This window comes from Pseudarthrobacter sp. RHLT3-21, assembly GCF_059383495.1.
The window spans coordinates 189,760-209,658 of sequence record NZ_JBWZCI010000003.1; the positions used below are offsets into that span (position 1 = coordinate 189,760).

General features: G+C 65.8%; 21 protein-coding genes and 2 pseudogenes. 12 read left to right on the top strand and 11 right to left on the bottom strand.

Annotation, left to right across the window (positions count from 1 at the left end):
* Positions 1-328: 328 nt before the first annotated feature.
* Entirely contained in the window at positions 329-667 is a 339-nt protein-coding gene (locus AC50YA_RS05070; protein ID WP_494981260.1) for a hypothetical protein, read from the top strand.
* A 58-nt stretch (positions 668-725) separates the two neighbouring features.
* Here the strand turns inward: AC50YA_RS05070 and AC50YA_RS05075 are convergent, their stop codons facing one another.
* Positions 726-944, bottom strand: a complete 219-nt coding sequence (locus AC50YA_RS05075) for a hypothetical protein (protein WP_494981261.1) — start codon at positions 942-944, stop codon at positions 726-728.
* 162 nt (positions 945-1,106) lie between these two features.
* Positions 1,107-1,742, bottom strand: a complete 636-nt coding sequence (locus AC50YA_RS05080; protein WP_494981262.1) for a TetR/AcrR family transcriptional regulator — start codon at positions 1,740-1,742, stop codon at positions 1,107-1,109.
* Between the two features lie 120 nt (positions 1,743-1,862).
* Here AC50YA_RS05080 and AC50YA_RS05085 point away from each other — a divergent pair, with 120 nt between their 5' ends.
* The 6 genes from AC50YA_RS05085 to AC50YA_RS05110 all read left to right on the top strand — a co-directional run bounded on the left by AC50YA_RS05085 (position 1,863) and on the right by AC50YA_RS05110 (position 6,970).
* The gene (locus AC50YA_RS05085) at positions 1,863-2,186 is read left to right on the top strand and encodes a thiamine-binding protein (protein ID WP_494981263.1); all 324 of its coding nucleotides are present in this window, start codon (positions 1,863-1,865) and stop codon (positions 2,184-2,186) included.
* Positions 2,187-2,379: 193 nt separating this feature from the next.
* Positions 2,380-3,057 (top strand): O-methyltransferase, encoded by a 678-nt coding sequence (locus AC50YA_RS05090; protein ID WP_494981264.1) that lies wholly within the window; start codon positions 2,380-2,382, stop codon positions 3,055-3,057.
* Positions 3,058-3,198: 141 nt separating this feature from the next.
* Positions 3,199-3,678: a Dps family protein gene (locus AC50YA_RS05095; RefSeq protein WP_494981265.1), complete on the top strand. Its 480-nt coding sequence runs from the start codon at positions 3,199-3,201 to the stop codon at positions 3,676-3,678.
* 22 nt (positions 3,679-3,700) lie between these two features.
* Positions 3,701-4,816 (top strand): acyl-CoA dehydrogenase family protein, encoded by a 1,116-nt coding sequence (locus AC50YA_RS05100; RefSeq protein WP_494981266.1) that lies wholly within the window; start codon positions 3,701-3,703, stop codon positions 4,814-4,816.
* Entirely contained in the window at positions 4,810-6,210 is a 1,401-nt protein-coding gene (locus tag AC50YA_RS05105; RefSeq protein WP_494981267.1) for a PIG-L family deacetylase, read from the top strand. Before AC50YA_RS05100 ends, AC50YA_RS05105 begins: the two co-directional genes overlap by 7 nt.
* Positions 6,179-6,970: a glycosyltransferase family 2 protein gene (locus tag AC50YA_RS05110; protein ID WP_494981268.1), complete on the top strand. Its 792-nt coding sequence runs from the start codon at positions 6,179-6,181 to the stop codon at positions 6,968-6,970. Before AC50YA_RS05105 ends, AC50YA_RS05110 begins: the two co-directional genes overlap by 32 nt.
* Positions 6,971-7,167: 197 nt before the next feature.
* Here AC50YA_RS05110 and AC50YA_RS05115 read toward each other — a convergent pair whose 3' ends face one another.
* From AC50YA_RS05115 to AC50YA_RS05130, 4 genes are all read right to left on the bottom strand, one after another.
* Positions 7,168-8,280, bottom strand: a complete 1,113-nt coding sequence (locus AC50YA_RS05115; protein ID WP_494981269.1) for a YihY/virulence factor BrkB family protein — start codon at positions 8,278-8,280, stop codon at positions 7,168-7,170.
* 112 nt (positions 8,281-8,392) lie between these two features.
* Positions 8,393-9,013: a DUF3618 domain-containing protein gene (locus AC50YA_RS05120; protein ID WP_494981270.1), complete on the bottom strand. Its 621-nt coding sequence runs from the start codon at positions 9,011-9,013 to the stop codon at positions 8,393-8,395.
* Positions 9,010-9,441, bottom strand: a complete 432-nt coding sequence (locus tag AC50YA_RS05125) for a phage holin family protein (RefSeq protein ID WP_494981271.1) — start codon at positions 9,439-9,441, stop codon at positions 9,010-9,012. Before AC50YA_RS05125 ends, AC50YA_RS05120 begins: the two co-directional genes overlap by 4 nt.
* A complete protein-coding gene (locus tag AC50YA_RS05130; protein WP_494981272.1) occupies positions 9,441-10,418 on the bottom strand; it encodes a hypothetical protein in 978 nt (325 codons plus the stop codon). Before AC50YA_RS05130 ends, AC50YA_RS05125 begins: the two co-directional genes overlap by 1 nt.
* 189 nt (positions 10,419-10,607) lie before the next feature.
* On the opposite strand from AC50YA_RS05130, the gene AC50YA_RS05135 reads away from it, so the two are divergent.
* Both AC50YA_RS05135 and AC50YA_RS05140 read left to right on the top strand, forming a co-directional pair.
* A complete protein-coding gene (locus tag AC50YA_RS05135; protein ID WP_494981273.1) occupies positions 10,608-11,174 on the top strand; it encodes a hypothetical protein in 567 nt (188 codons plus the stop codon).
* A gap of 93 nt (positions 11,175-11,267) precedes the next feature.
* A complete protein-coding gene (locus AC50YA_RS05140) occupies positions 11,268-12,218 on the top strand; it encodes a spermidine synthase (protein ID WP_494981274.1) in 951 nt (316 codons plus the stop codon).
* A gap of 10 nt (positions 12,219-12,228) precedes the next feature.
* Here the strand turns inward: AC50YA_RS05140 and AC50YA_RS05145 are convergent, their stop codons facing one another.
* Positions 12,229-13,212 (bottom strand): LysR family transcriptional regulator, encoded by a 984-nt coding sequence (locus tag AC50YA_RS05145; protein WP_494981275.1) that lies wholly within the window; start codon positions 13,210-13,212, stop codon positions 12,229-12,231.
* Positions 13,213-13,341: 129 nt separating this feature from the next.
* Between AC50YA_RS05145 and AC50YA_RS05150 the strand changes: the two genes are divergently transcribed.
* Positions 13,342-14,724, top strand: a complete 1,383-nt coding sequence (locus AC50YA_RS05150; protein WP_494981276.1) for an MFS transporter — start codon at positions 13,342-13,344, stop codon at positions 14,722-14,724.
* A 57-nt stretch (positions 14,725-14,781) separates the two neighbouring features.
* A complete protein-coding gene (locus tag AC50YA_RS05155) occupies positions 14,782-15,531 on the top strand; it encodes a 3-hydroxybutyrate dehydrogenase (protein ID WP_494981277.1) in 750 nt (249 codons plus the stop codon).
* A gap of 14 nt (positions 15,532-15,545) precedes the next feature.
* Here the strand turns inward: AC50YA_RS05155 and AC50YA_RS05160 are convergent, their stop codons facing one another.
* Both AC50YA_RS05160 and AC50YA_RS05165 read right to left on the bottom strand, forming a co-directional pair.
* The gene (locus AC50YA_RS05160) at positions 15,546-15,716 is read right to left on the bottom strand and encodes a hypothetical protein (RefSeq protein ID WP_494981278.1); all 171 of its coding nucleotides are present in this window, start codon (positions 15,714-15,716) and stop codon (positions 15,546-15,548) included.
* Between the two features lie 354 nt (positions 15,717-16,070).
* Positions 16,071-16,472, bottom strand: coding sequence for a winged helix-turn-helix transcriptional regulator (locus tag AC50YA_RS05165; RefSeq protein WP_494981279.1), 402 nt, complete (start codon positions 16,470-16,472; stop codon positions 16,071-16,073).
* A 123-nt stretch (positions 16,473-16,595) separates the two neighbouring features.
* Between AC50YA_RS05165 and AC50YA_RS05170 the strand changes: the two genes are divergently transcribed.
* Positions 16,596-17,459 carry an SDR family oxidoreductase gene (locus AC50YA_RS05170; protein ID WP_494981280.1) on the top strand — a complete coding sequence of 288 codons (864 nt, stop codon included), beginning with the start codon at positions 16,596-16,598 and terminating at the stop codon, positions 17,457-17,459.
* A 114-nt stretch (positions 17,460-17,573) separates the two neighbouring features.
* Here AC50YA_RS05170 and AC50YA_RS05175 read toward each other — a convergent pair.
* Both AC50YA_RS05175 and AC50YA_RS05180 read right to left on the bottom strand, forming a co-directional pair.
* Positions 17,574-18,208 (bottom strand): annotated as a pseudogene (locus tag AC50YA_RS05175) (LysE family translocator).
* Positions 18,209-18,297: 89 nt separating this feature from the next.
* Positions 18,298-19,791: pseudogene (locus AC50YA_RS05180) on the bottom strand (amino acid permease).
* Between the last annotated feature and the right edge of the window lie 108 nt (positions 19,792-19,899).

Genomic DNA, 19,899 nt, shown 5'->3' on the forward strand with positions numbered 1-19,899 from the left:
AGAGCGCTGACCATGGAGATAAGACTGCACCCAGCCGGTTCAAGACCCCGCAAAGCCCGCCGTCAGGCATCTGACGGATGGCGCGCAGGGCTGCCGGTCAAGCGCTTCTTTACCCGGTTCCGGTCCCTGGCCGACCTGCCGCCAGAGGACCTGGATTTACTTTCCGAGCGCATAAGACTGGCCCTGGACCTCAGCCAGGAAGCGAATATGACCGCCCTGCACGCGGCGGTTCGGGCCGAACTCCGAAACCGGGAAACGGAACCGGACGATTGACGGCCGGAAGAATGTCGGCGTGATGCGGTTTGCAACGCCTAAAGGAGCCACATAGATGAATGATCAGCCTGAGCCCAACGCACCAGATCCGGACAGCGGAACCGACAACCCCCAGGGTTCGGACCCGAAGCCGCGGCCGGTGTACGACACCAGTGTCTCCGAATCGACGCGGGAACTGAGGGATACTTCCCGGCGACGCCGCGACGCGGAGGAGAAGCTGCAGCAGCACCTGTTGGAGGCCAAGGAACACGTGCCCCATGACTACGATCATGAGCCTCACAAGCACGACCAGGAGCCCCACCAGCCGGAGGGTAAAGACAATGCCGGGCGCCGGGAAACCCAGCCCGGAGAAACGCGGCCGCAAGAAAGAACCCCCGAGGGCGACGCCGGCTGACTGGGGTCATCATCGTCAGCTCCGCAGTGCCACACCCGGGGTTCGGCCCGTAGGCCGGTCAGGCCGTTTGTTCATCCTCTGGCGACCCGGTCCGGCGGGCGCTTTCTTCAACGGCCAGCTCGTACCACACCTGCGCACCGAATTCCGGGGCGGGAGTGTCGAGGTTTTGGTAGAGGGCGTCCAGCAAATTGGCGAGGTCCTCCGCTGCCAGCGAAGGAAGGATCACCTCCGGGCCGCGGGGGTCGTGGATGAACCGGGACAAGTGCATGTGGTTCATCGGCGGATGGCCTTGGATTGGCCGCGCTGGACGTGTTTCACTAGTGCTCCCTGTGAAGATTCAGAGGCTGGCTGCGTAACCCTACCTGAGTCTAATCCAACGTCTGGACACCAACAATGGGGGGCCGTGGCTGTGTGCCGGAGGGTGCTCAGGCGCGGGGTGTCAGGTGAACTGTGGACCCTGCAGCTGCGGGGCGGGCAGCGGCACATGCGCGGGCAGCGGGCGGTGGGGCCGTTCAGTGCGGATGGCGTCCTCGATCAGTGCCAGGGGGCGGCGCCAGGCATCGGAACCCGGCTCCATGGTGTCCACGACGCCGATCAGCATGGCGAGCAGGCGGAACATGTCAGTCATGGAAATATCGGAACGAAGTGTGCCTTGACCTTGGCCGCGGCCCAGCAGGATGCTCATGGAATCCATCAGTGAGCCGGTGATGCCGGTGAGGAGTTCGCGGCGGCCCGCAACGGCGCCCAGCAGGTTGGCATCAGCGCTGGCCGCGGCCATGATGGCTTCGAGGACGCGCAGCAGTCCCGCAGTTGCGTCGATGTCAGCCAACGCGTCCGCCATGACGGGGTCCACGGTCTCGCGGAGCTGCCGGTTGAGGGCGGCCAGGACCAGCTCCTCCTTGTCGGCGAAGTTCCGGAACAGGGTGGCCGGGCCCACGCCCGCCGTCAGTGCGATGGTCTGGAGGGGTACCTCGGGACCATGCTCGCGGAAGCACTGGCGCGCGGCCAGGATGATTTTGTCCACGTTCCGGGCAGCGTCTGCGCGTAGTGGCTTGCGGACGACAGCAATGCTCATTCGTTCAGGTTAGCAATGCCGCAGGCAGCCTTCCTGGTTACCGGAGGGTAGCCGGCTATGTGACGCTTCGCCAGCCTCGCCAAACCCGTTTCATGGTGGGCTGCATGACAGACTTGCCCTATGTTGCTTGCATTTTCAGTCGCCCCGTCCGGTACACCCGCCGGGGGATCGCGTCCCACCGACGCTTCAGTGCACGACGCCGTTGCGGCCGCCGTGCGGATCGTCCGGGAGTCGGGCCTGCCCAACCAGACGGACTCAATGTTCACCACTGTCGAGGGCGAATGGGACGAGGTATTCGACGTCGTTAAGCGCGCCACCGAAGCCGTCGGAGAATTTGGCAGCCGCGTCTCACTGGTCATCAAGGCAGACATCCGGCCCGGTTATAAGGGCGAGCTCAGCGCCAAGGTGGACCGCCTCGAAGAGGCCCTCGCAGACGGTTCCTGAGCGAGGCCACGGGAGGACGGCTGGCCGACCTGTCACGCCAGGCATGCTTTTGGCGCCTGCCGGGCGCCGCGCCTGCATCAAGTCAACGATGTGACAATTGGGCCGGGCAAAAAGCCTGCTCCGCGTGACGCCCCACCGACGGTTCCTGCGCCGAGTCCTAGACCGTCGCTTGCCTGCGTGCCAGACTGTGGCCATGTTTGAGCACAAGTCCCAGCCGGGGTGGGTAGCAGTGGAAGACTTCCTCACGGCTACCGTGGTGCACCCCGATAGTGCGCTCAAGCAGGCGGTGCGCTCCGCCGTCGACGCCGGGATGCCGCCCATTGAAGTGACGCCCAACGCCGGCAAGCTGCTTAAGCTCCTGGTCCAACTGTCCGGCGCCCGGCGGGTGCTGGAGATCGGTACACTGGCGGGGTTCAGCACCATCTGGATGGCGCAGGGGCTGCCCAACGGCGGCCGGCTGGTGACGTGCGAATACCTCGCCAAACACGCGGACATCGCCAAGGCGAATGTGGACGTGGCGGGGTTGGGGGACATGGTTGAGGTCCGGGTGGGCGCCGCCCTGGACACTTTGGCCGCGCTGCAGGCGGAGGGCCAGGAGCCGTTCGATTTTGTGTTCATCGATGCGGACAAGGAAAACGACGCAGCGTACCTCGAATGGGCCGTGCGCCTGGGCAGGCCTGGAACCGTGGTGGTCCTGGACAACGCCGTCTGGGAGGGCGCGGTCCTGGATCCTTCCATGGACCAGGTCAACGCCCCTGGGATCATCAGCGCCCTGGAACTGCTGGGCCAACATCCTCATCTCGATGCCACCGTGATCCAGACTGTCGGGTCCAAAGGCTGGGACGGGTTCGCCTTGGCGCGCGTCCGCTGAGTGCTGACCGCAGGCATCTAACCGCAGGCGGCTGAGTCCTGGGCGCAGACAGCATCCGTTCATCCCGAATATTGCTAAGTATGCTTAGAATGACTGTCCGGCCTATGTCCCGTCCGGAACCGCCTGCAGTGGAGGAACACGATGAAAGCGTCACCCACCCTTGCCAGCAACCTTCAGCAGGTCCTCACGGACCTGATTGAGCTCCATCTCCAGGCCAAGCAGGCCCACTGGAACATCGTGGGCACCAACTTCCGCGACCTTCACCTGCAGTTGGACGAGATCATCGCCAGTGTCCGGCTGTTTGCCGACCAGGTGGCGGAGCGGATGCGGGCCCTGCACGCCCTGCCCGACGGACGGAGCCAGACCGTAGCCGCAGACACACGCCTTGATGAGCTCACCGGCGGGCTGATTTCCACGAAGGACGCCGTCAAACTGGTCACGGCCCGGCTGGAGCGGACGGTGAAGACCATGCGGGATGTCCACGATGAGGTGGATGAAGAGGATCCCACCAGCACCGACCTGCTACATGCCGCCATTGAGCGCCTGGAACAGCTCGCGTGGATGGTCAACGCGGAAACCATGACTCCGTCCGCGTCGGTCACCGAACCGGCGGCAAAGTAGGCCGGGCCGGAGAGGCAGCAGCATGCCTGCGTCATCCCACCAGGCTGTCCGCATGGTCTCAACTCAAACGGAACTGGCTTGGACGGTTCCCCTGCTCGACTCCGTGGCCTCCGCGGCAGGCGACGTCCCCGCGCTGCTGTCGTTGGCCCGGAACGCGGGAGACAACTGGCCGCAGCCAGGGGGCGGGCATACTGCCCGTCTCTGGGAGCTGCTCGCTTCCGTCTCCGCCGTGGACGTTGCCGCAGGCCGCGTTTTTGAACCGCATATGGATGCCCAAGCGATCCTTGCCCAGACAGGGAACTATCAGGCGGGCCACGATCCGGCCGACCGCGTGGGTGCGTGGGGAGTGTTTGCCGCGGAAGGCCCGGATACGCGCCTGGAGGCCAAGGCGGGCGAGGCTGGAATCCTGCTGAACGGCTCAAAGCCATGGTGTTCACTGGCGCCGCTCTTGGACCGGGCTGTCATCACTGCCCACACTGAAGCCGGAGGCAGGGCGGCCTTCGCGGTGGACCTCCGGGATCCGGGCGTGACGTGCGAGGACCCGGCATGGGTGGCCCGCGGGTTGCGGGAGATTCCTAGTGGGACGGTCCATTTCAGCCAGGTGCCCGCACAACAGTTGGGCAGCGACGGCTGGTATTTCAGCCGGCCCGGTTTTGCCTGGGGTGGCATGGGGGTAGCTGCCTGCTGGCTCGGGGGCGCCGTGGGCGTGGCGCGGGACTACAAGGACTCCTTGGCCGCCGCCGCGGCGTCCGGCCGCGAACCTGACCAGATCGCGCTGGCTGCCCTGGGCGAAACAGACAGGATCCTGACCGCCACGCTTCAGTATCTTGCGCGTACGGCAGCATTGATCGACGACGGCCAGCTGTCCAACGACGGCGGCCTGCCCGCCGGCGAAGAAATACAGGATGCGGACCGGAGTGCGTGGAGCGAAGCGTTACGCGTGCGCGGAACCGTAGCTGCCGCCGTCGAGCGTGTCCTGTCCCTGGTCGGCCGGAACCGGGGACCGGCGCCGCTGGCGTTCGACGAACCGTATGCCAAGCGCATGGCGGACCTTGCACTGTACGTGCGCCAGCACCATGCCATGCGGGACGATGCTCAGCTGGGAAAGCTGACACTGAACGGGGAGCATCTGTGGTGACCTTCTCGCACACGGACCAAGGGACTGACGAGGCCCGTTGGGCGGCGAGCGGGCTCGCGGCGATGGCGGAGCTGCCCTTGGGGCAGCAGGAATTGGCTGCCATGCGGTTCGTGATGCTGGCTGCCCACCCCGACGACGAGACTCTGGGCGCCGGCGGCCTGCTGGCGCTGCTGCACTCGCTGGGCGCCGACGTCGAGGTGCTGCTGTGCACCGCGGGGGAGGGCTCGCACCCGGACTCGGCGACAACCACGCCTGAACAGCTCGCCGCCGTACGACTTGAGGAGTTTGCGGCAGCGATGGGCGTCCTGGGGTTGGCCGGACGCTGGCGTTTCCTCCGGCTGCCGGACCGGGGCCTGGAGGAGTGGACACCGGAAATCGCCGACCGTCTGCGCGAGGCCATCGGCCGGCATCCCGGACCACCGCAGCAACTGGCAATTGTGGCCCCGTATCGTGACGACGGACACGCGGACCACAACGCCCTCGGAGCGGTGGCCGCCGACGTCGCCGGCGAAGGTGGGCACGCCCTGCTGGAGTATCCCATTTGGTACTGGCTGTGGGCTTCCCCGGAGGATCCGGCCTGGCGGTCCTGGTGGCGCGTTCCGCTGGGTGCTGAACAGCAGGGGGCGAAGCGGTCCGCCATGGACTCACACACGAGCCAGGTACGTCCGCTGTCCGGGTTGCCCGGGGACGAAGTGCTCCTCGGCGAGGGCCTGCTGCAATATTTCAGGCGAACTTTTGAGACATTCGCCTGGACGCCGCCCGGGGCCCACCCGGTTCAATCCCCTCCCCACACCAGTGCCGACGCGCAGCGGATCTTCGACGCCGTGCACTCGAAGTCCGCGGACCCCTGGGAGTACACCACCAGCTGGTACGAGCGGCGCAAGCGCGCCCTCACCCTCGCCGCACTGCCGCAGGAGAACTACCGGTCGGGCCTGGAAGTTGGATGCTCCATCGGAACTCTGACCGCCGAATTGGCCACCAGATGCACCAGTCTGCTTGCCGTGGATGCCAGCAGCACCGCGCTCGAGCTTGCGGCCAGGCGGCTCGCGTCGTTTCCCGGGGTCTCCACGCGGCAGCTGACGCTCCCTGCTGACTGGCCCGGCGGCAGGTACGACCTTGTGGTGGTCTCCGAGGTGGGCTACTACCTGTCGCCTGCGGAGTTGGAGCTGCTGCTGCAGCGGATCCAGGAATCGATGGCGCCGGGCGGCACGCTGCTGCTGTGCCATTGGCGGCACCCGGTTTCCGGGTGGGAGCTCGACGGCGACTCCGTCCACGTGCTGGCCCGGAGCCGGCTGCGGTGGCCCACCGCCGCTCTCTACCAGGAACGCGATTTTGTGCTGGAAACACTGGTGGCTCCCGGCGATGCCGGCGATCCCGGACCTCCGGTGTCCTGACGTGGACAGGATCGAGCAGGTTGCCGTGGTTATTCCGGTCCATAACGAGGAACCGCACCTGGCACGTGCCCTGGCAGCGGTCAGTGCCGCAGCTGATGCCCTGCAGCACAGCCAGCCGGACACGGACGTCGCCATCGTGGTGGTCTTGGACGCCTGCACGGACAGCTCGGGCGCGGTGGCGGCGCGTTTTGCTGCGGCGGACGGCCGCGTCACCCTGATGCCGGTCGCGTTCCGCAGTGTCGGGAGGAGCCGGCGTGCAGGCATCAACGTGCTCCTCACGGGACACTTACCCGACCGTGCGGGGGCGGGCCGCGAGCGGGCCGCCGAACGGGTTTGGCTGGCCAATACCGACGCCGATTCCTGCGTTCCGGCAAACTGGCTCCTGCGTCAGGTGGAACTGGCTGACCGTGGCGCCGATGCAGTCTTGGGGACCGTGGAACCGGATCCGGCGGGCATGGACGGCGAACTCCTGAGGCGCTGGCAAATACGGCATCCGATGGGGGAGGACCACCCCCATGTGTACGGTGCGAACTTCGGGGTACGGGCCTCGGCCTATGAGCGGGCCGGTGGCTTTCCCCGTCAGCGCTCGCAGGAGGACCGTGCGCTGGTGGAACGGCTGCGCCGCCATGGGTTCCGTATAACGTCCACGGACACGGTCCGGGTACTGACTTCCGGGCGGACCGAGGCCCGGGCGCCGCAGGGCTTCGGCGCCTATCTGTTGGCCCTTGGCATGGAGTCCGCCGTGGCGTTCGAACGCTGAGCAAGCATGAACCTTGGAACCACATGCACGCTGAGCAGCGAACAAAATGAGGGGGCCGACGACGACTGGGGGGACTGGCCTCGGTCTCAGAAGAGGCCACCTCGCCGCCGACCCCGCCTGATACCCGGGACGTCACGGCCCCGGGAAACTTGAAGGAATCTGCTGATATTGATTTTCCTCCAAGTGGCGGGCCCTGCCTAGTCCCGCTTGGTGCGGTCGGGTTCCGCGTCCGGTTCCGCCTGATCCGCGCCGTTCCGGTGGCGTTCACGCAGCTCGCGGCCGCGCCGGATGTCGTCCTCTTCCTGCTCCTGCATCTTCTCGCTCTTCTTGGTGTCCCGGGGCGGCAGCTGGATGGTCTCCTCAGCCTCGATTCCGGCCTGGAGCTGGCGACCCCGCTCCATCTCGGCATCGAACTCTGCCCCGAACAGCAGCGACATGTTCAGGATCCACAGCCAGAGCAGCATGACGATCACACCGCCGAGCGCACCGTAGGTCTTGTTGTAGTTTCCGAAGTTACCAACGTAGAAGCCGAACCCCAGAGAAGCCAACAGGAAGATGAACAGGGCTATCCCGGAGCCAAGGCTCATCCATTTGAACTTCGGTTGTTTGACGTTGGGCGTGGCGTAGTAGAGCACCGCGATGATGACGATGATGAGCGCCACCATTACTGGCCATTTTGCTATGTTCCAGACGGTGAGGAACGCACCGCTGAGCCCGATGAGGCCGCCGACTGCCTCTGCCACAGGTCCGCTGAGCACCAGCATGCCTGCCAGGAGGGCCACGATGACTACGGCGACGAGCGTAACAGCGAGCATGGTTCCGCGCAGCTTGACGAACGGACGGCCCTCATCGATCTCGTAAATCCGATTCATTGCCCGACTGAAAGCACCAACGTACCCCGAGGCGGACCAGAGCGCGGTGGCGAGCCCGATGATCAGTGTCAGCCCGGCAGCGGGTGCGTTAGCTAACTCCTCAACTGGGCCGCTAACGGTGTTCACCGTCTCAGCAGGGGCGAAGCCCCGCACGATCTCCAGCAGGGCAGTGGTTGTTTTCTCAGGGTCCCCGAAAAGGCCGATCAGGGAAACGAGCGCGAGCATCGCAGGAAACAAGGACAGCACGGCGTAATACGTCAGGGCAGCAGCGAGGTCCGGGCACTGGTCCTTGGTGAACTCCCGAAGGGTTTTTTTGGCTATGTACTTCCAAGAAGGCTTAGTGACATCGGTAGGGCTGTCCGGTTTCCGGGAGTCGTCGGGCGCCGGTGCCTGGTCCGCCTTGGCAGTGCTGGTTTCGGATGAGTCTTGAGCGGCCATGGGGTGTCCTCTCGGGTTGGTAAAACGGGCAGGGCGGTTCCGCCGGGGGGAGACGGAACCGGCCTGTCTGTGCTGCTGGCGATGCTGGCCCTGCCGCTATGGGCTGGCGCCGTTACGTGTTCTGGACGTTGTCCTTGGCGTCAGTGGCGCGGTCCTTGACGTCTGCAGCGGCTACCTGGCCTTCGGCCTTGACATGCTCGGCAGCGTCTGCGGCCGAAGCCTTGACGTTTTCCATTGCTTCCCGGGCCGGTTCCTTTAAGCCTTCGGCCATGTCCTTCGCGGCCTCGGTCAGCTCGGTGGTCAATGGTTCGGCGGCCGATTTGAGGGCATCCGCTGCTTCGCGTTCCTTCTCGCTCGCCGGGATCAGCGAGGACAAAAGCAGGCCGGCGCCGAACGCGATGAGGCCTGCAGCAAGCGGGTTGCCCTGCGTTTTGGCCTTCACCTGGTGCGGGGCATCACCAATGGCGGCGCCCGCTTCACTGAGCGCGTTGCCTGCACTGTCGGTGCGGGCGTGGGTGCCACCGTGCACGGGCGTGGTGACGTCGTCGGCTGTTCCCATGACTCTCTCCTTCACTCCGAACACGGCGTCCTTCACTGTTTCTGTGGCGTTGTCTCTTTGGCGCCGGATGATGTTGGACGGCGTCACTTTGTCCGCCACCGCGTCCACGTTGGTGCCCAGGCGGGCGCGGGTTGCTTCAATATCTGAACGGATTGCGTCCGGGTTCTCGCTCATCGTTTTACCTCACCGGGTTTTAGGGTTGGGGGAATTTCCTGGAGTGTTTCAGCGGTTTGGGGCATGCCCTTTACAGTTTTGAGCTCCCTGCGGCCCACGGACGCCAGCACCGCGCCGATGACGCCCCAGATGACTGCGACGACGACGGCGGACCAGCCGAGTCCCATCAGCTCGCCCAAGGCGTACCAGAGGGCGATCGACAGGAACAGCAGGACAAAGTGTCCGGCCACGCCGGCGCCGGCGAGCATGCCGCCGCCCTTGCCGGCTTTGCTGGCGGACTCCTTCAGTTCGGCCTTAGCAAGCTCCACTTCCTGGCGCATCAGCGTGGACAGGTCGCGGGTCACCTCACCGAGCAGATCGCCCAGCGACGTGCTGTCCGCCTTCTGGTGCGCCGCCGAGGGGGGAGGTTCGGGAATCTGGCCGCTCATCACGGCCTGCCAGCCTGACCGTCCGCGGAACGGTCCCGGGTCAGGGGGTCGTTGGCCATTGGATCGTCGGCGAGATCGCGTTCGCCCAGGGGATCGTCGGCGAGGCGGTCCCCGGAGGAGGGCTGTTCCGCGAGTTGGGGGCTGTCCAAGGGACTGGCGGGACGCGAAGGATCCCCGTAGCTGCTCCCCGGCGCGCCGCCGTCGAACCCTGCCGTGGTGGTGGCCGGGCCGGGCAACTGTACCGGCGGCGGCGGGACAGTGCCACCGCCCGACGGTGTATAGCCGGCCGGGCCAGCGCCGTATTGGCCGCCGGTGCCGTCGTACTGGCCACCGGTGCCGTATTGCCCGGTCGCGTCGTATCGGCCGCCGGCCCTGGTCGTGGCGGACTCCGGTGCTCCTGCGCTGAGGCTGCGGGTGAGGCGCCCGGCGAGGACGCCGGCACCTGCGGCCAGGAGCAGGAAAGTCCCGGGACGCTGCCTGGCGAAGCTCTTGACTTCGTTCAGGAGCGATCCGGGGTCGCGGCCGTCCAGCCATGCGGCAACCGAGGAGGAACGCTCCGCGGCCTGGCGGACCAGGTCTGTGGCCACTCCGGGCTGGTCTGACGCCCGCGCCATGGCGTGCAGTTCGTCCGAGACTGACCGGAGGCCGCTGGCTACCTTCTGCTGCTGCGCGCTGGCCTGCTCGGTGAGGTCATAGCGGGCCTGCTGCAGGAGGTCCTTCGCATTCGCCTTCGCCTCCGACGCGACGTTCGCCGCTTCTGACTTGGCGGTTTCCGCCACGTTCTGTGCGGAATCCGCCGCGGTCCGCGCTACATCTCCGGCTTCTTCCTTGGCAGCATCCGTGCGGGACGTCCCGTGCGTACCGCCTGTCGGCGGCGCTGCTGTGGGGAACGTACTGGGGGCGCGTTCTCCTGTGGTTCCAAGGGCGGCCGGTGGAGCCGGGTAACCCGAGTCCTCGGGCCATTGGTTCTCTGTCATCTTCGCTCTCTCTTTCCAAAGAAGGCTGGTTGTTGATCAGAACCAGCGATACTGGCCGTAAAATAGTAAGCATGGTTACTAACGGAAGGTAAGTACCCTTCCTACCTGAATTTCAAACGGGTCCACATCGCCTGCCGCCCTGGCATCGCAGGGACCCCGTCACACCGAAGTGGAAAGAGGTGGGCAGCGTTGGACACAACAACCTGGGTTTGGGTGATTGTTGGCATCGTCGTGGTGGTCCTGATCGTGCTGGTTCTGGTGACCGGGAATCGCCGTCGGGCCATGCAGCAGAAGCGGGACGAATCGCATCGCGAAAAGGCCGCCGAAATGCGCCGGAAAGCCGAGGATATTGAGCTCGAGGCGCGTGAAAACGAAGCCCGGGCCAGCCGTGCCCGCGCCGATGCGGAGCAGGCCCAGGTTGAGGCGGCGCGGCTGAAACAGGAAGCCGAGCAGAAGGCCGACGACGCCAGGTCACTCCGGGAGGACGTGGCCGAGCGCACGCAGAAGGCTGACGCCTTGGACCCCGACCTAAATCAGGACGGGGACGCGCGTGCCGACGCCACGCGTACGGACGCCACCCGGGCGGAGGAGCTTCGGCCGGACCCCGACCGCGACACGCGATCGAACGGCGACACACATCCGGACGGAGAAGGGCATCCGGACCGCGAGGCGCACACCGACGCCACCCGGGCGGAGGAACTTCGGCGTGACCGGGACCGTGACCGGGCAGGCAGGGACCGGCCGCTCTCAAGCTAACCCTGTTCCCGCCGCCCGGACCGAGGCCGTGCCGGACCGCTGACGCAGGGCAGTCAATTAGGGTTGATCCATGACGGAAGCGGCACGCGGGTAATGGCAAAGCGCGGCAAGTCAGGCGGCCGGAACAGCCAGCGTCCGACGGCGGGTGTCATCGAGGTGCCCAAGGGAACCCGTCCTGATGGCCCCCTTGAGGGCGTCTACTACATTGATACCGGCGACTGCGAGCTCATTGCGGACCAGGACAACTCCAACGGTTGGCTCCTGAAGATCAACGGTGTCATGAGTTCCCACATCGACCTCGCCGATCCGTTGTTCCTCGATTTTGAGTACATGCGCTGGATGGCGGCGCTGATTGAGTCACGTTGGCCGCCGAAGTCCGGAAAGGGCGGGGCCAAGGCGGTCGCGCCCACCGCGGGCGGGACCGAGCGGCTGCGCGGGCTGCATCTGGGCGGCGGGGCCTGTTCCCTGGCCCGGTACTTCCACACCGCCTATCCGGACGCCCGGCAGGTGGTGGTGGAACTCGACGGCAAACTGGCCGAGTATGTCCGCGGCTGGTTCGACCTGCCCAAGGCACCGCTGCTGCGACTGCGCGTGGGGGAGGCCCGCGAGGTCACCGAAACGCTCACGCCGGACAGCCGCGACTTCATCATCCGCGACGTATTTTCCGGTTCACTCACGCCGCGGCCGCTCACCACCGCCGAGTTCAATGACCACATCAAGCGGGTCCTGTCGCCGGGCGGTATCTATGTGGTGAACTCAGGCGACGCCCCGAGCCTGTTGAATGCGCGGGAAGACGCCGCCACCATCGCGGCCGCGTTCGCACACACCGTCATCATCGCCGACCCCGCCATGCTGAAGGGCCGCCGCTACGGCAACATGGTGATGGCCGGCAGCGACACCCCGCTGGACGGGGACCCGCAGCTGGCCCGCCGGCTCCTGGGCGGTGCCGTCCCGGCCCACATCTGGAACGACGCCCAGGTGCGCGCCTTCGCCGCGAACTCCCCGGTGCGTCACGACCCGGCAGCGCCGTCGGTTGCTCTGTAGCGGCCCTTTTTCAGGGGGGCGGTTTGGGCCCACGCTGGCGGGGTTCCCTGGCCGAACTTGTGAGGTTAGGGGGCCGGTGGGGAGCAATCGATGGGGACTGAGCGCGACCCAGCAGGGCGTCCCGGTGCGCCGCCGTCTGGTCGCGCAATGCCTGCACAACGGCGGCCACGGCGGGGCGGCGCATCGAATCCGGCCGCAGCACCATCCAATAAGGGAGCAATTCGGCGAAGTCGTCGGGGAGCAGCCGGACCAGATCGTTGTGCAGATTGCCCATAAAGCACGGCAGGAATCCGATGCCGGCGCCGGCGCGGGTGGCCTCCACATGGACAAACACGTTGGTGGACGTAAGCCCTTCGCGCATGGCCGGCACCAGCCGCCGGGGTGCGTCCAGGTCGTCCACCTGCAGCATCGAATCCACAAAGTACACCAGCGGATGCTCCGTCAGTTCGGCAACGCTCGACGGCGTCCCGTTCTCGGCGAGGTAGGCACGCGAGGCATACATCCCCAGCATGTATTCGCCCAGTTGCACGGCTTCGGCCCGGTGGACCTGCGGTTCGCCCACCACCACTTCGATGTCCAGGCCGGAACGCTGCTGCAGTGCCCGCCGGGTCATGGTCACCACTTCTACGCTCAGTCCCGGGTGTTTCCGGCGCAGACGCGCCACGGCTGGTGCGGCGACGTAGGCGCTGAAGCCGTCAGTCGCCGTCATGCGTACGACGCCGGTAATCGGGTCCGGCGCCTTGCCTGCCGGTCCCAGCGCACTCACCGCCGACTCCACCTGTTCGGCGACCCGGACGGCCTCCGTGCCCAGTTCCGTCAGTTCCCAACCGCCGGCGGCCCGGGCCAGGACGCGGCCGCCGAGCGCCTTCTCCAAGGCGGCTATCCGGCGCGAAACAGTGGTGTGGTTCAGCCCCAACACTTGCGCCGCCGTCGTAAATTTTGCGGAGCGGGATACCGCAAGCAGGACCAGGAGGTCATCGGGATTCGCCTTCATATCTGCAATTGTGCACACAGTTGGTGCTGGATTGGTCATTGAAGGCGCATGTTTGTGCAGTAATACTCAGTGGAGCCATTAGTGCTGTGGATCACAGCGCGTGTCAAAGTGGACACTAAGGAGAAACTCATGAGCGTAGAGCAACGCTCGGCGGACAACGCCGCCGGATCCGCACCCAAGGGATCCGGGCTAAAGAAGATTGTGGCCGCCTCGATGGTGGGCACGGTGGTGGAATGGTACGAATTCTTCCTCTACGCCACCGCAGCCACCCTGGTCTTCGGGAAGTACTTCTTCCCCGCCACCGGCAACGAGCTGGACGGCATCATCCAGGCGTTCCTCACCTACGCGGTGGGCTTCGTGGCGCGCCCCCTCGGCGGCATCGTCTTCGGCCAGATCGGTGACAAACTGGGCCGCAAGCCCACGCTGCAGCTGACCATTGTGATCGTCGGCGTGGCCACGTTCCTGATGGGCTGCCTCCCGGGCTTCGCCGACATCGGTTACCTGGCTCCCGCGCTGCTGGTTGCCCTCCGCTTCATCCAGGGCTTCGCGCTCGGCGGCGAATGGGGCGGCGCGGTGGTGCTGGTTGCCGAACACAGCCCCAACAAGTCCCGCGGATTCTGGTCCAGCTGGCCGCAGGCCGCCGTGCCGGTGGGTAACCTCCTGGCAACACTGGTGCTGTTCATCATGTCCACCACCCTGAGCCCCGAGGCCTTCCTCGGCTGGGGCTGGCGCGTGGCATTCTGGCTCTCCGCCGTGATCGTCTTCGTTGGCTACTACATCCGCACGCACGTCACCGAGGCGCCCATCTTCCTGGAGGCCAAAGCCCTCGTGGAGAAGGAGCAGGCTGTCAGCTACGGCGTCTTCGAGGTGGTGCGCAAGTACCCCAAGGGCATCCTGCAGGCCATGGGGCTGCGCTTCGCGGAGAACATCATGTACTACCTGGTGGTCAGCTTCGCCATTGTCTATCTCAAGAGCGTGCACAAGTACGACACGTCCTCGCTCCTGCTGGCACTCCTCATCGCCCACGTCATCCACTTCCTGGTCATCCCGCAGGTGGGCCGGCTCGTGGACAAGCTGGGACGCAAGCCCGTCTACCTCATCGGCGCCATCTCCGGGGCGGCCTGGCCGTTCTTCGCCTTCCCCATGTTCGACACCCGCAATGCCGTGGTGATCGTCCTCGCCGTGACCATCGGCCTGTGCCTGCACGCCTTTATGTACGCGGGCCAGCCCGCCATCATGGCCGAGCTGTTCCCCACCCGGATGCGCTACTCGGGCGTCTCGCTGGGCTCGCAGGTCACCTCGATCTTCGCCGGTTCGCTGGCGCCGCTCCTGGCGACCCAGCGGCTCAAGGACACCGGTTCCTGGCTGCCCACGGCGATCTACCTCGTGGTTGCCTGCGCGATCACCACAGTGGCGGTGCTGAGCCTGAAGGAAACCAAGGGCATCGCGCTGGAGGACGTGGACAAGGCCGACGCCGCCCGCGAGGGACTGCTCCCGGCTGGCTCACGCTGAGCTGCTTGAGCTGTTCTCGGCAAGGATATTGAGCACACGATGGGAAGCGGATCTGCAATGGAAAACATACTGAACGGCCGCAAGGCCGTGGTGACCGGCGGTGCCAGCGGGATTGGCGCTGCCTGTGTCCGGGAGCTCGCCGCCCGTGGGGCAAAGGTGGTAGTGGCCGACGTCGACTCCGCCGGCGCTGCCACCCTCGCCGATGAAGTGGGCGGCACTGCCTGGGCCGTTGACCTGCTGGACGTGGACGCGCTCGCCACCCTGAGCCTGGACTGCGACATCCTGGTGAACAACGCCGGGATCCAGCGCATCAGCCCCATCGAAGCGTTTGATCCGGCGGACTTCCGCCGGATCATCGCGCTTATGCTCGAGGCCCCCTTCCTGCTGATCCGGGCCGCGCTCCCGCACATGTATGCCAACGGCTTCGGCCGCATCATCAACGTCTCTTCCGTGCACGGAATCCGGGCCTCCCCGTTTAAGAGCGCGTACGTTTCCGCCAAGCACGGACTGGAAGGGCTGAGCAAGGTGACTGCGCTGGAAGGCGGGGAGCACGGGGTCACCTCCAACTGCGTCAACCCGGGCTATGTCCGGACCCCGCTCGTCGAAAAGCAGATCGCGGACCAGGCCAAGGTGCACGGCATTCCCGAGTCCGAGGTCCTGGCCAAGGTGATGCTCACCGAGTCCGCCGTGAAACGCCTGGTGGAACCGGAGGAAGTTGCCTCCCTGGTGGCCTGGCTGGCGTCCGATCATGCCGGCATGGTCACCGGGTCCAGCTACATGATGGACGGCGGCTGGTCGGCGCGGTAGGCCGGGCCGGTTGCCTACTCCTGCCGTCTGACCTGACGGGGATCGTAGTAGACAACGCCCTCTGCGGTTCCCATGCCCACGGAGTCGGCTGTCCGCGAGATGACCACACCCTCGTGCCGGCCGTTGAAGGGATCGTCGCCCACCACGGCGTCACCGATTTTGTAGGGGCTTGCTGGGCCTGGCACCGCACGGACGCGGTTCCAGGCCCTTGCCATAAGGCGCGGTTGTCTCGCGCTGGCGTCGACTCGGCGGTCGTGTTGAGAATCGTGATGAGGTTCGTGTCGGGCCGGATTACGGGCAGCGTTGACCATCGGTACAACTCCTTCAGCGCGGCGCTCGTCCGCTCACTGTCGGTGCGGTTGCCGGAAAGCTCCCAGCAGAGGATGGTCCTCCTATTCCTGGCTGGCACCTTACATTTACGCTAGGCGCTATTCACACCAGTCACACCAGTAACATGTACTCGTCTTTGCGGACGAGTCCTACTTAGGAGATTTTGGCGTAGGCGTAGGCGTGGGACGGGAATCAGTACTGGCCGAGAATCAGCGCTCGCCGTTGAGGATGTCGTCGGCGTTGTTATAGGCCCACGTGACCAGGGGGACGAGCAGGCCGGACAGCTCATATCCGCGTTCGGTCAGGCTGTAGTCCACGCGGGGCGGGATGACCGGCTGGGCCTTCCGCAGCACCAGGCCGTCGCGCTCCAGGGTCTTGAGGGTCTGCGCCAGCATTTTCTCGCTGATTCCCTCGGCGCGGCGCCGGAGTTCGCTCCAGCGCTGCTCGCCTTCCGAGAGTGCCAGCAGGATCAGCACTCCCCACTTGCTGGTGATGTGGTCCAGCACCGTGCGGCTGGGGCACCCGGCCGGGAACACGCCGTCGGCCAATCCTTCCGGCAAGTGTGCCCGTAGATCTTCCGGCAGGCTGGCGGGCCAAACGGTTGCTTCCATGCCCATAACTTACCAAAAGGTGAGTACCTTACCTAAAAGTGCGTACTGTCTTTCAGGAAGTAATTGGCGGGAGGGCTGGTTGTGGAGGGTGACCCCCTAAGAAATGGTGAAAGGAACCAACCCATGAGCATCGTCATCACTGGAGCAACCGGACAGCTTGGCCGCCACGTCGTCGAGGCCCTCCTGCAGCGCAATGTTCCGGCAGCAGAGATCGTGGCTCTCGGCCGGTCCATCGAAAAACTGGCCGACTTCGCAGCGCGCGGCGTCCAGGTCAAGCCGATGGACTATGCGGACCCCGCCTCAGTGGCGCTGGCACTGCAAGGCGCCAGCAAGGTCCTCCTGATTTCCGGCAGCGAGGTTGGCCAGCGCGTGGACCAGCACCGCACGGTGATTGAGGCAGCAGCAGCGGCGGGCGTGGAGCTGATCGCCTACACCAGCATCGCCAACGCAGATACCACCGGCATGAAGCTGGCCGCTGAGCACCAGGCAACGGAGGCCATCCTGCAGGATGCAGGCGTACCGTTCGCCATCCTCCGCAACGGCTGGTACCTCGAAAACTACACCGACCAGCTGCAGGGCACCTTGGCCCAGGGCGCGCTTGCGGGCAGCGCCGGGGAAGGCAAGATCAGTGCCGCGTCCCGGGCGGACTACGCCGAAGCCGCCGCAGCCGTGCTTGTTGCCGAAAACCAAGCCGGCAAGATCTACGAGCTCGGTGGGGACCACGCCTTCACGCTCACCGAACTGGCCCAGGAAATCAGCACCGCGGCCAACCAGCCCGTGGTCTACCAGGACCTTCCGGCCAGCGACTACGCCGGACTCCTTGCCGGATTCGGCGTGCCGGAGCTCTTCGCCGACATCCTGGCGGACTCGGACCTCGGCATTGCGCGGGGCGACCTCCTGGTCAGCGGCTCGGACCTCCGCGAACTGATCGGCCGGCCCACGACGCCGATGCCGGTTGCCGTCCGTTCGGCGCTCGCTTCGGCCTAATCAGACTTCGCAACGCTCTCTCACATCCTGCACTGTTTGGGCCAACGCTCTCTCACCTCATGTGAGAGAGCGTTGCGCCAAATCGCCCCAGAAGTGAGAGAGCGTTGGGGGTGGTCAGGACTTGCTGCCGGTCAGGGCCAACGTTCCGCCCAGACCGATCATCAAGGCCCCGCCTGTTGCCTCCACACCTGAAACCCTGCGGGGGGAACGGGCAAACCATTGGCGGGCCGAACCTGCGGCGACGGCCCAGAGGCTATCTGAAACTATGGCGATCAGCAGGAACACCGCCCCCAGCAGGGCCAGCTGGAACGGAATGGCCCCGGACGGGTAGTCCACAACTGCGGCAGTACCGCTACGAAGAACACCACTGATTTGGGGTTGGTGACACCCACCACCAGACCTTCCGCCACCAGCCGTTTTGCCGAGGAGGCCACCGGCTGGCGATCGGCGAATGAGTTATGCCGCCGGTTCCGGAGGGCCTTGATGCCCAGATAGACCAGGTAGGCAGCCCCGGCCAGCTTCACCACGCTGAAGAGGACCACGGACTGCGCCACAACGATGCCCACTCCGAACGCAACTGCAGCCACCTGCACCAGTTGCCCGGTCGCGTTGCCCAGTACCGTCAGGACGCCGCCCCTCCAGCCAAGGGCAAGGGAACGGCCGATCACGAACAGCACGCTGGGTCCGGGGACAGCGATCAACACCACGGATGCCAGCGCAAACGCCAGCAGGTTTGAGAGCGGAACCATGCCTGATCTTAGCTCCGGCGGGGCCGGCGGGCAGTAGTTTGTCGCTGAAGCCTTTGTTGTTGAACGGGCGGCGCCTGAACCCGTCGACCTTACTGGTGGCCGCGGGCTGAGGTGACCACCGGCAGCGGTGAGGTTTCGTCCACAAGTTCGGCCCGGCGTCGTCCGTCACCTCTGACCCACAGCCGGTAGGCGAGGACCAAAAGCCCCAGCCACACCGCTCCCACGTACAGTGCCACGCGGGTGTCCTCGAAGGCGCCCAGGACAGCGATGACCAGCGCCATAAACGCGATGGTCAGGATGGAGGCCGCCGGCCACCAGGGGGACGGGAATTCCGACGCCGGCAGGGCCTTCCGGGCGATCTCCCGCTTCATCGCGACATGGGAAGCCAGGATCATGACCCACACCCAGACGGTGGCAAACGTGGCAATCGAGGCGATCAGGATAAAGACGTCCTCGGGAATGACCGCGTTCAGAACCACGCCCACCAGGAGGATCCCGGCCATCATTACCACTGTCATCCACGGCACGCCATGACGCGAGACCTTGCCGAAAACTGCCGGCGCGTGGCCTTGGCCGGACAGCCCGAACAGGATGCGGCCGGCGCCGAAGATGTCGCTGTTGATGGCGGAGAGCGCGGCGGTGATCACCACGGCGTTGAGGATGTGCGGTGCGGCCGGGATGCCCAGGCCGCTGAAGATCTGGACGAACGGGCTGCCGTCGGTCCCGATTTCGTTCCAGGGGAAGAGGCTCATCAGCACGCCGAGGGTCAGGACGTAGAACAACAGGACGCGGACCGGCACCGTGTTCACGGCCTTGGGGATGACCTTCTTGGGGTCCGTGGCCTCGCCGGCGGTGATGCCGAGAGTCTCGATCCCGCCGAAGGCGAACATCACCACGGCGAATGAGGCCAGCAGCCCCTCGAAGCCGTTGGGGAACAGCCCGCCGTGCTCCACGAGGTTGCCGAGCCCCGGCGCCACGGTGGAGCCGCCCGCCTGGAAGCCGAACACGATGATGGCGGCGCCGCCGACGATCATGGCGATGATGGCCACCACCTTGATCAGCGAGAACCAGAACTCGAGCTCGCCGAAGACCTTCACGCTGAGCAGGTTCAGTGCGGCCTAGAAGCAGATGATGGCCAGAATCCAGATCCAGCGGTCCACCTGCGGAAACCAGAAGCCCATATAGATGCTGAAAGCCGTGACCTCCGCGATGGCCACAATCGCCATCTCAAAGACATAGGTCCAGCCGGTCACGAACCCTGCCAGCGGCCCGAGGTAGCGGCTGGCGTACTGGCCGAACGAGCCCGAGACGGGGTGGCGGACGGCCATCTCGCCGAGGGCCCGCATGACCATAAACACCGCCGCGCCGCCGATTATGTAGGCGAGCAGGACGGCCGGGCCCGCCTTCTGGATGGCGGAGGCCGAGCCGTAGAACAGGCCGGTTCCGATCGCCGAACCGAGGGCCATAAAGCGGATATGGCGGACGCTCAGTCCCCGGTTCAGGACGTGCGCGACGGCGGATCCCGGCCTGGGCTGTTCGGCTGGGCTTGCGTCTTGCGTGGCGGCGCTTGGTGCTTGCTGCATACAAATACCTTCTCGTCATTGGGAGGGGGATCGCCAACCAGCAGACCACTTTGGCGCCCCAGGTGATGAGACTCACGGGCGGTTGGTGTCTTCCATCTCAGACTGGGG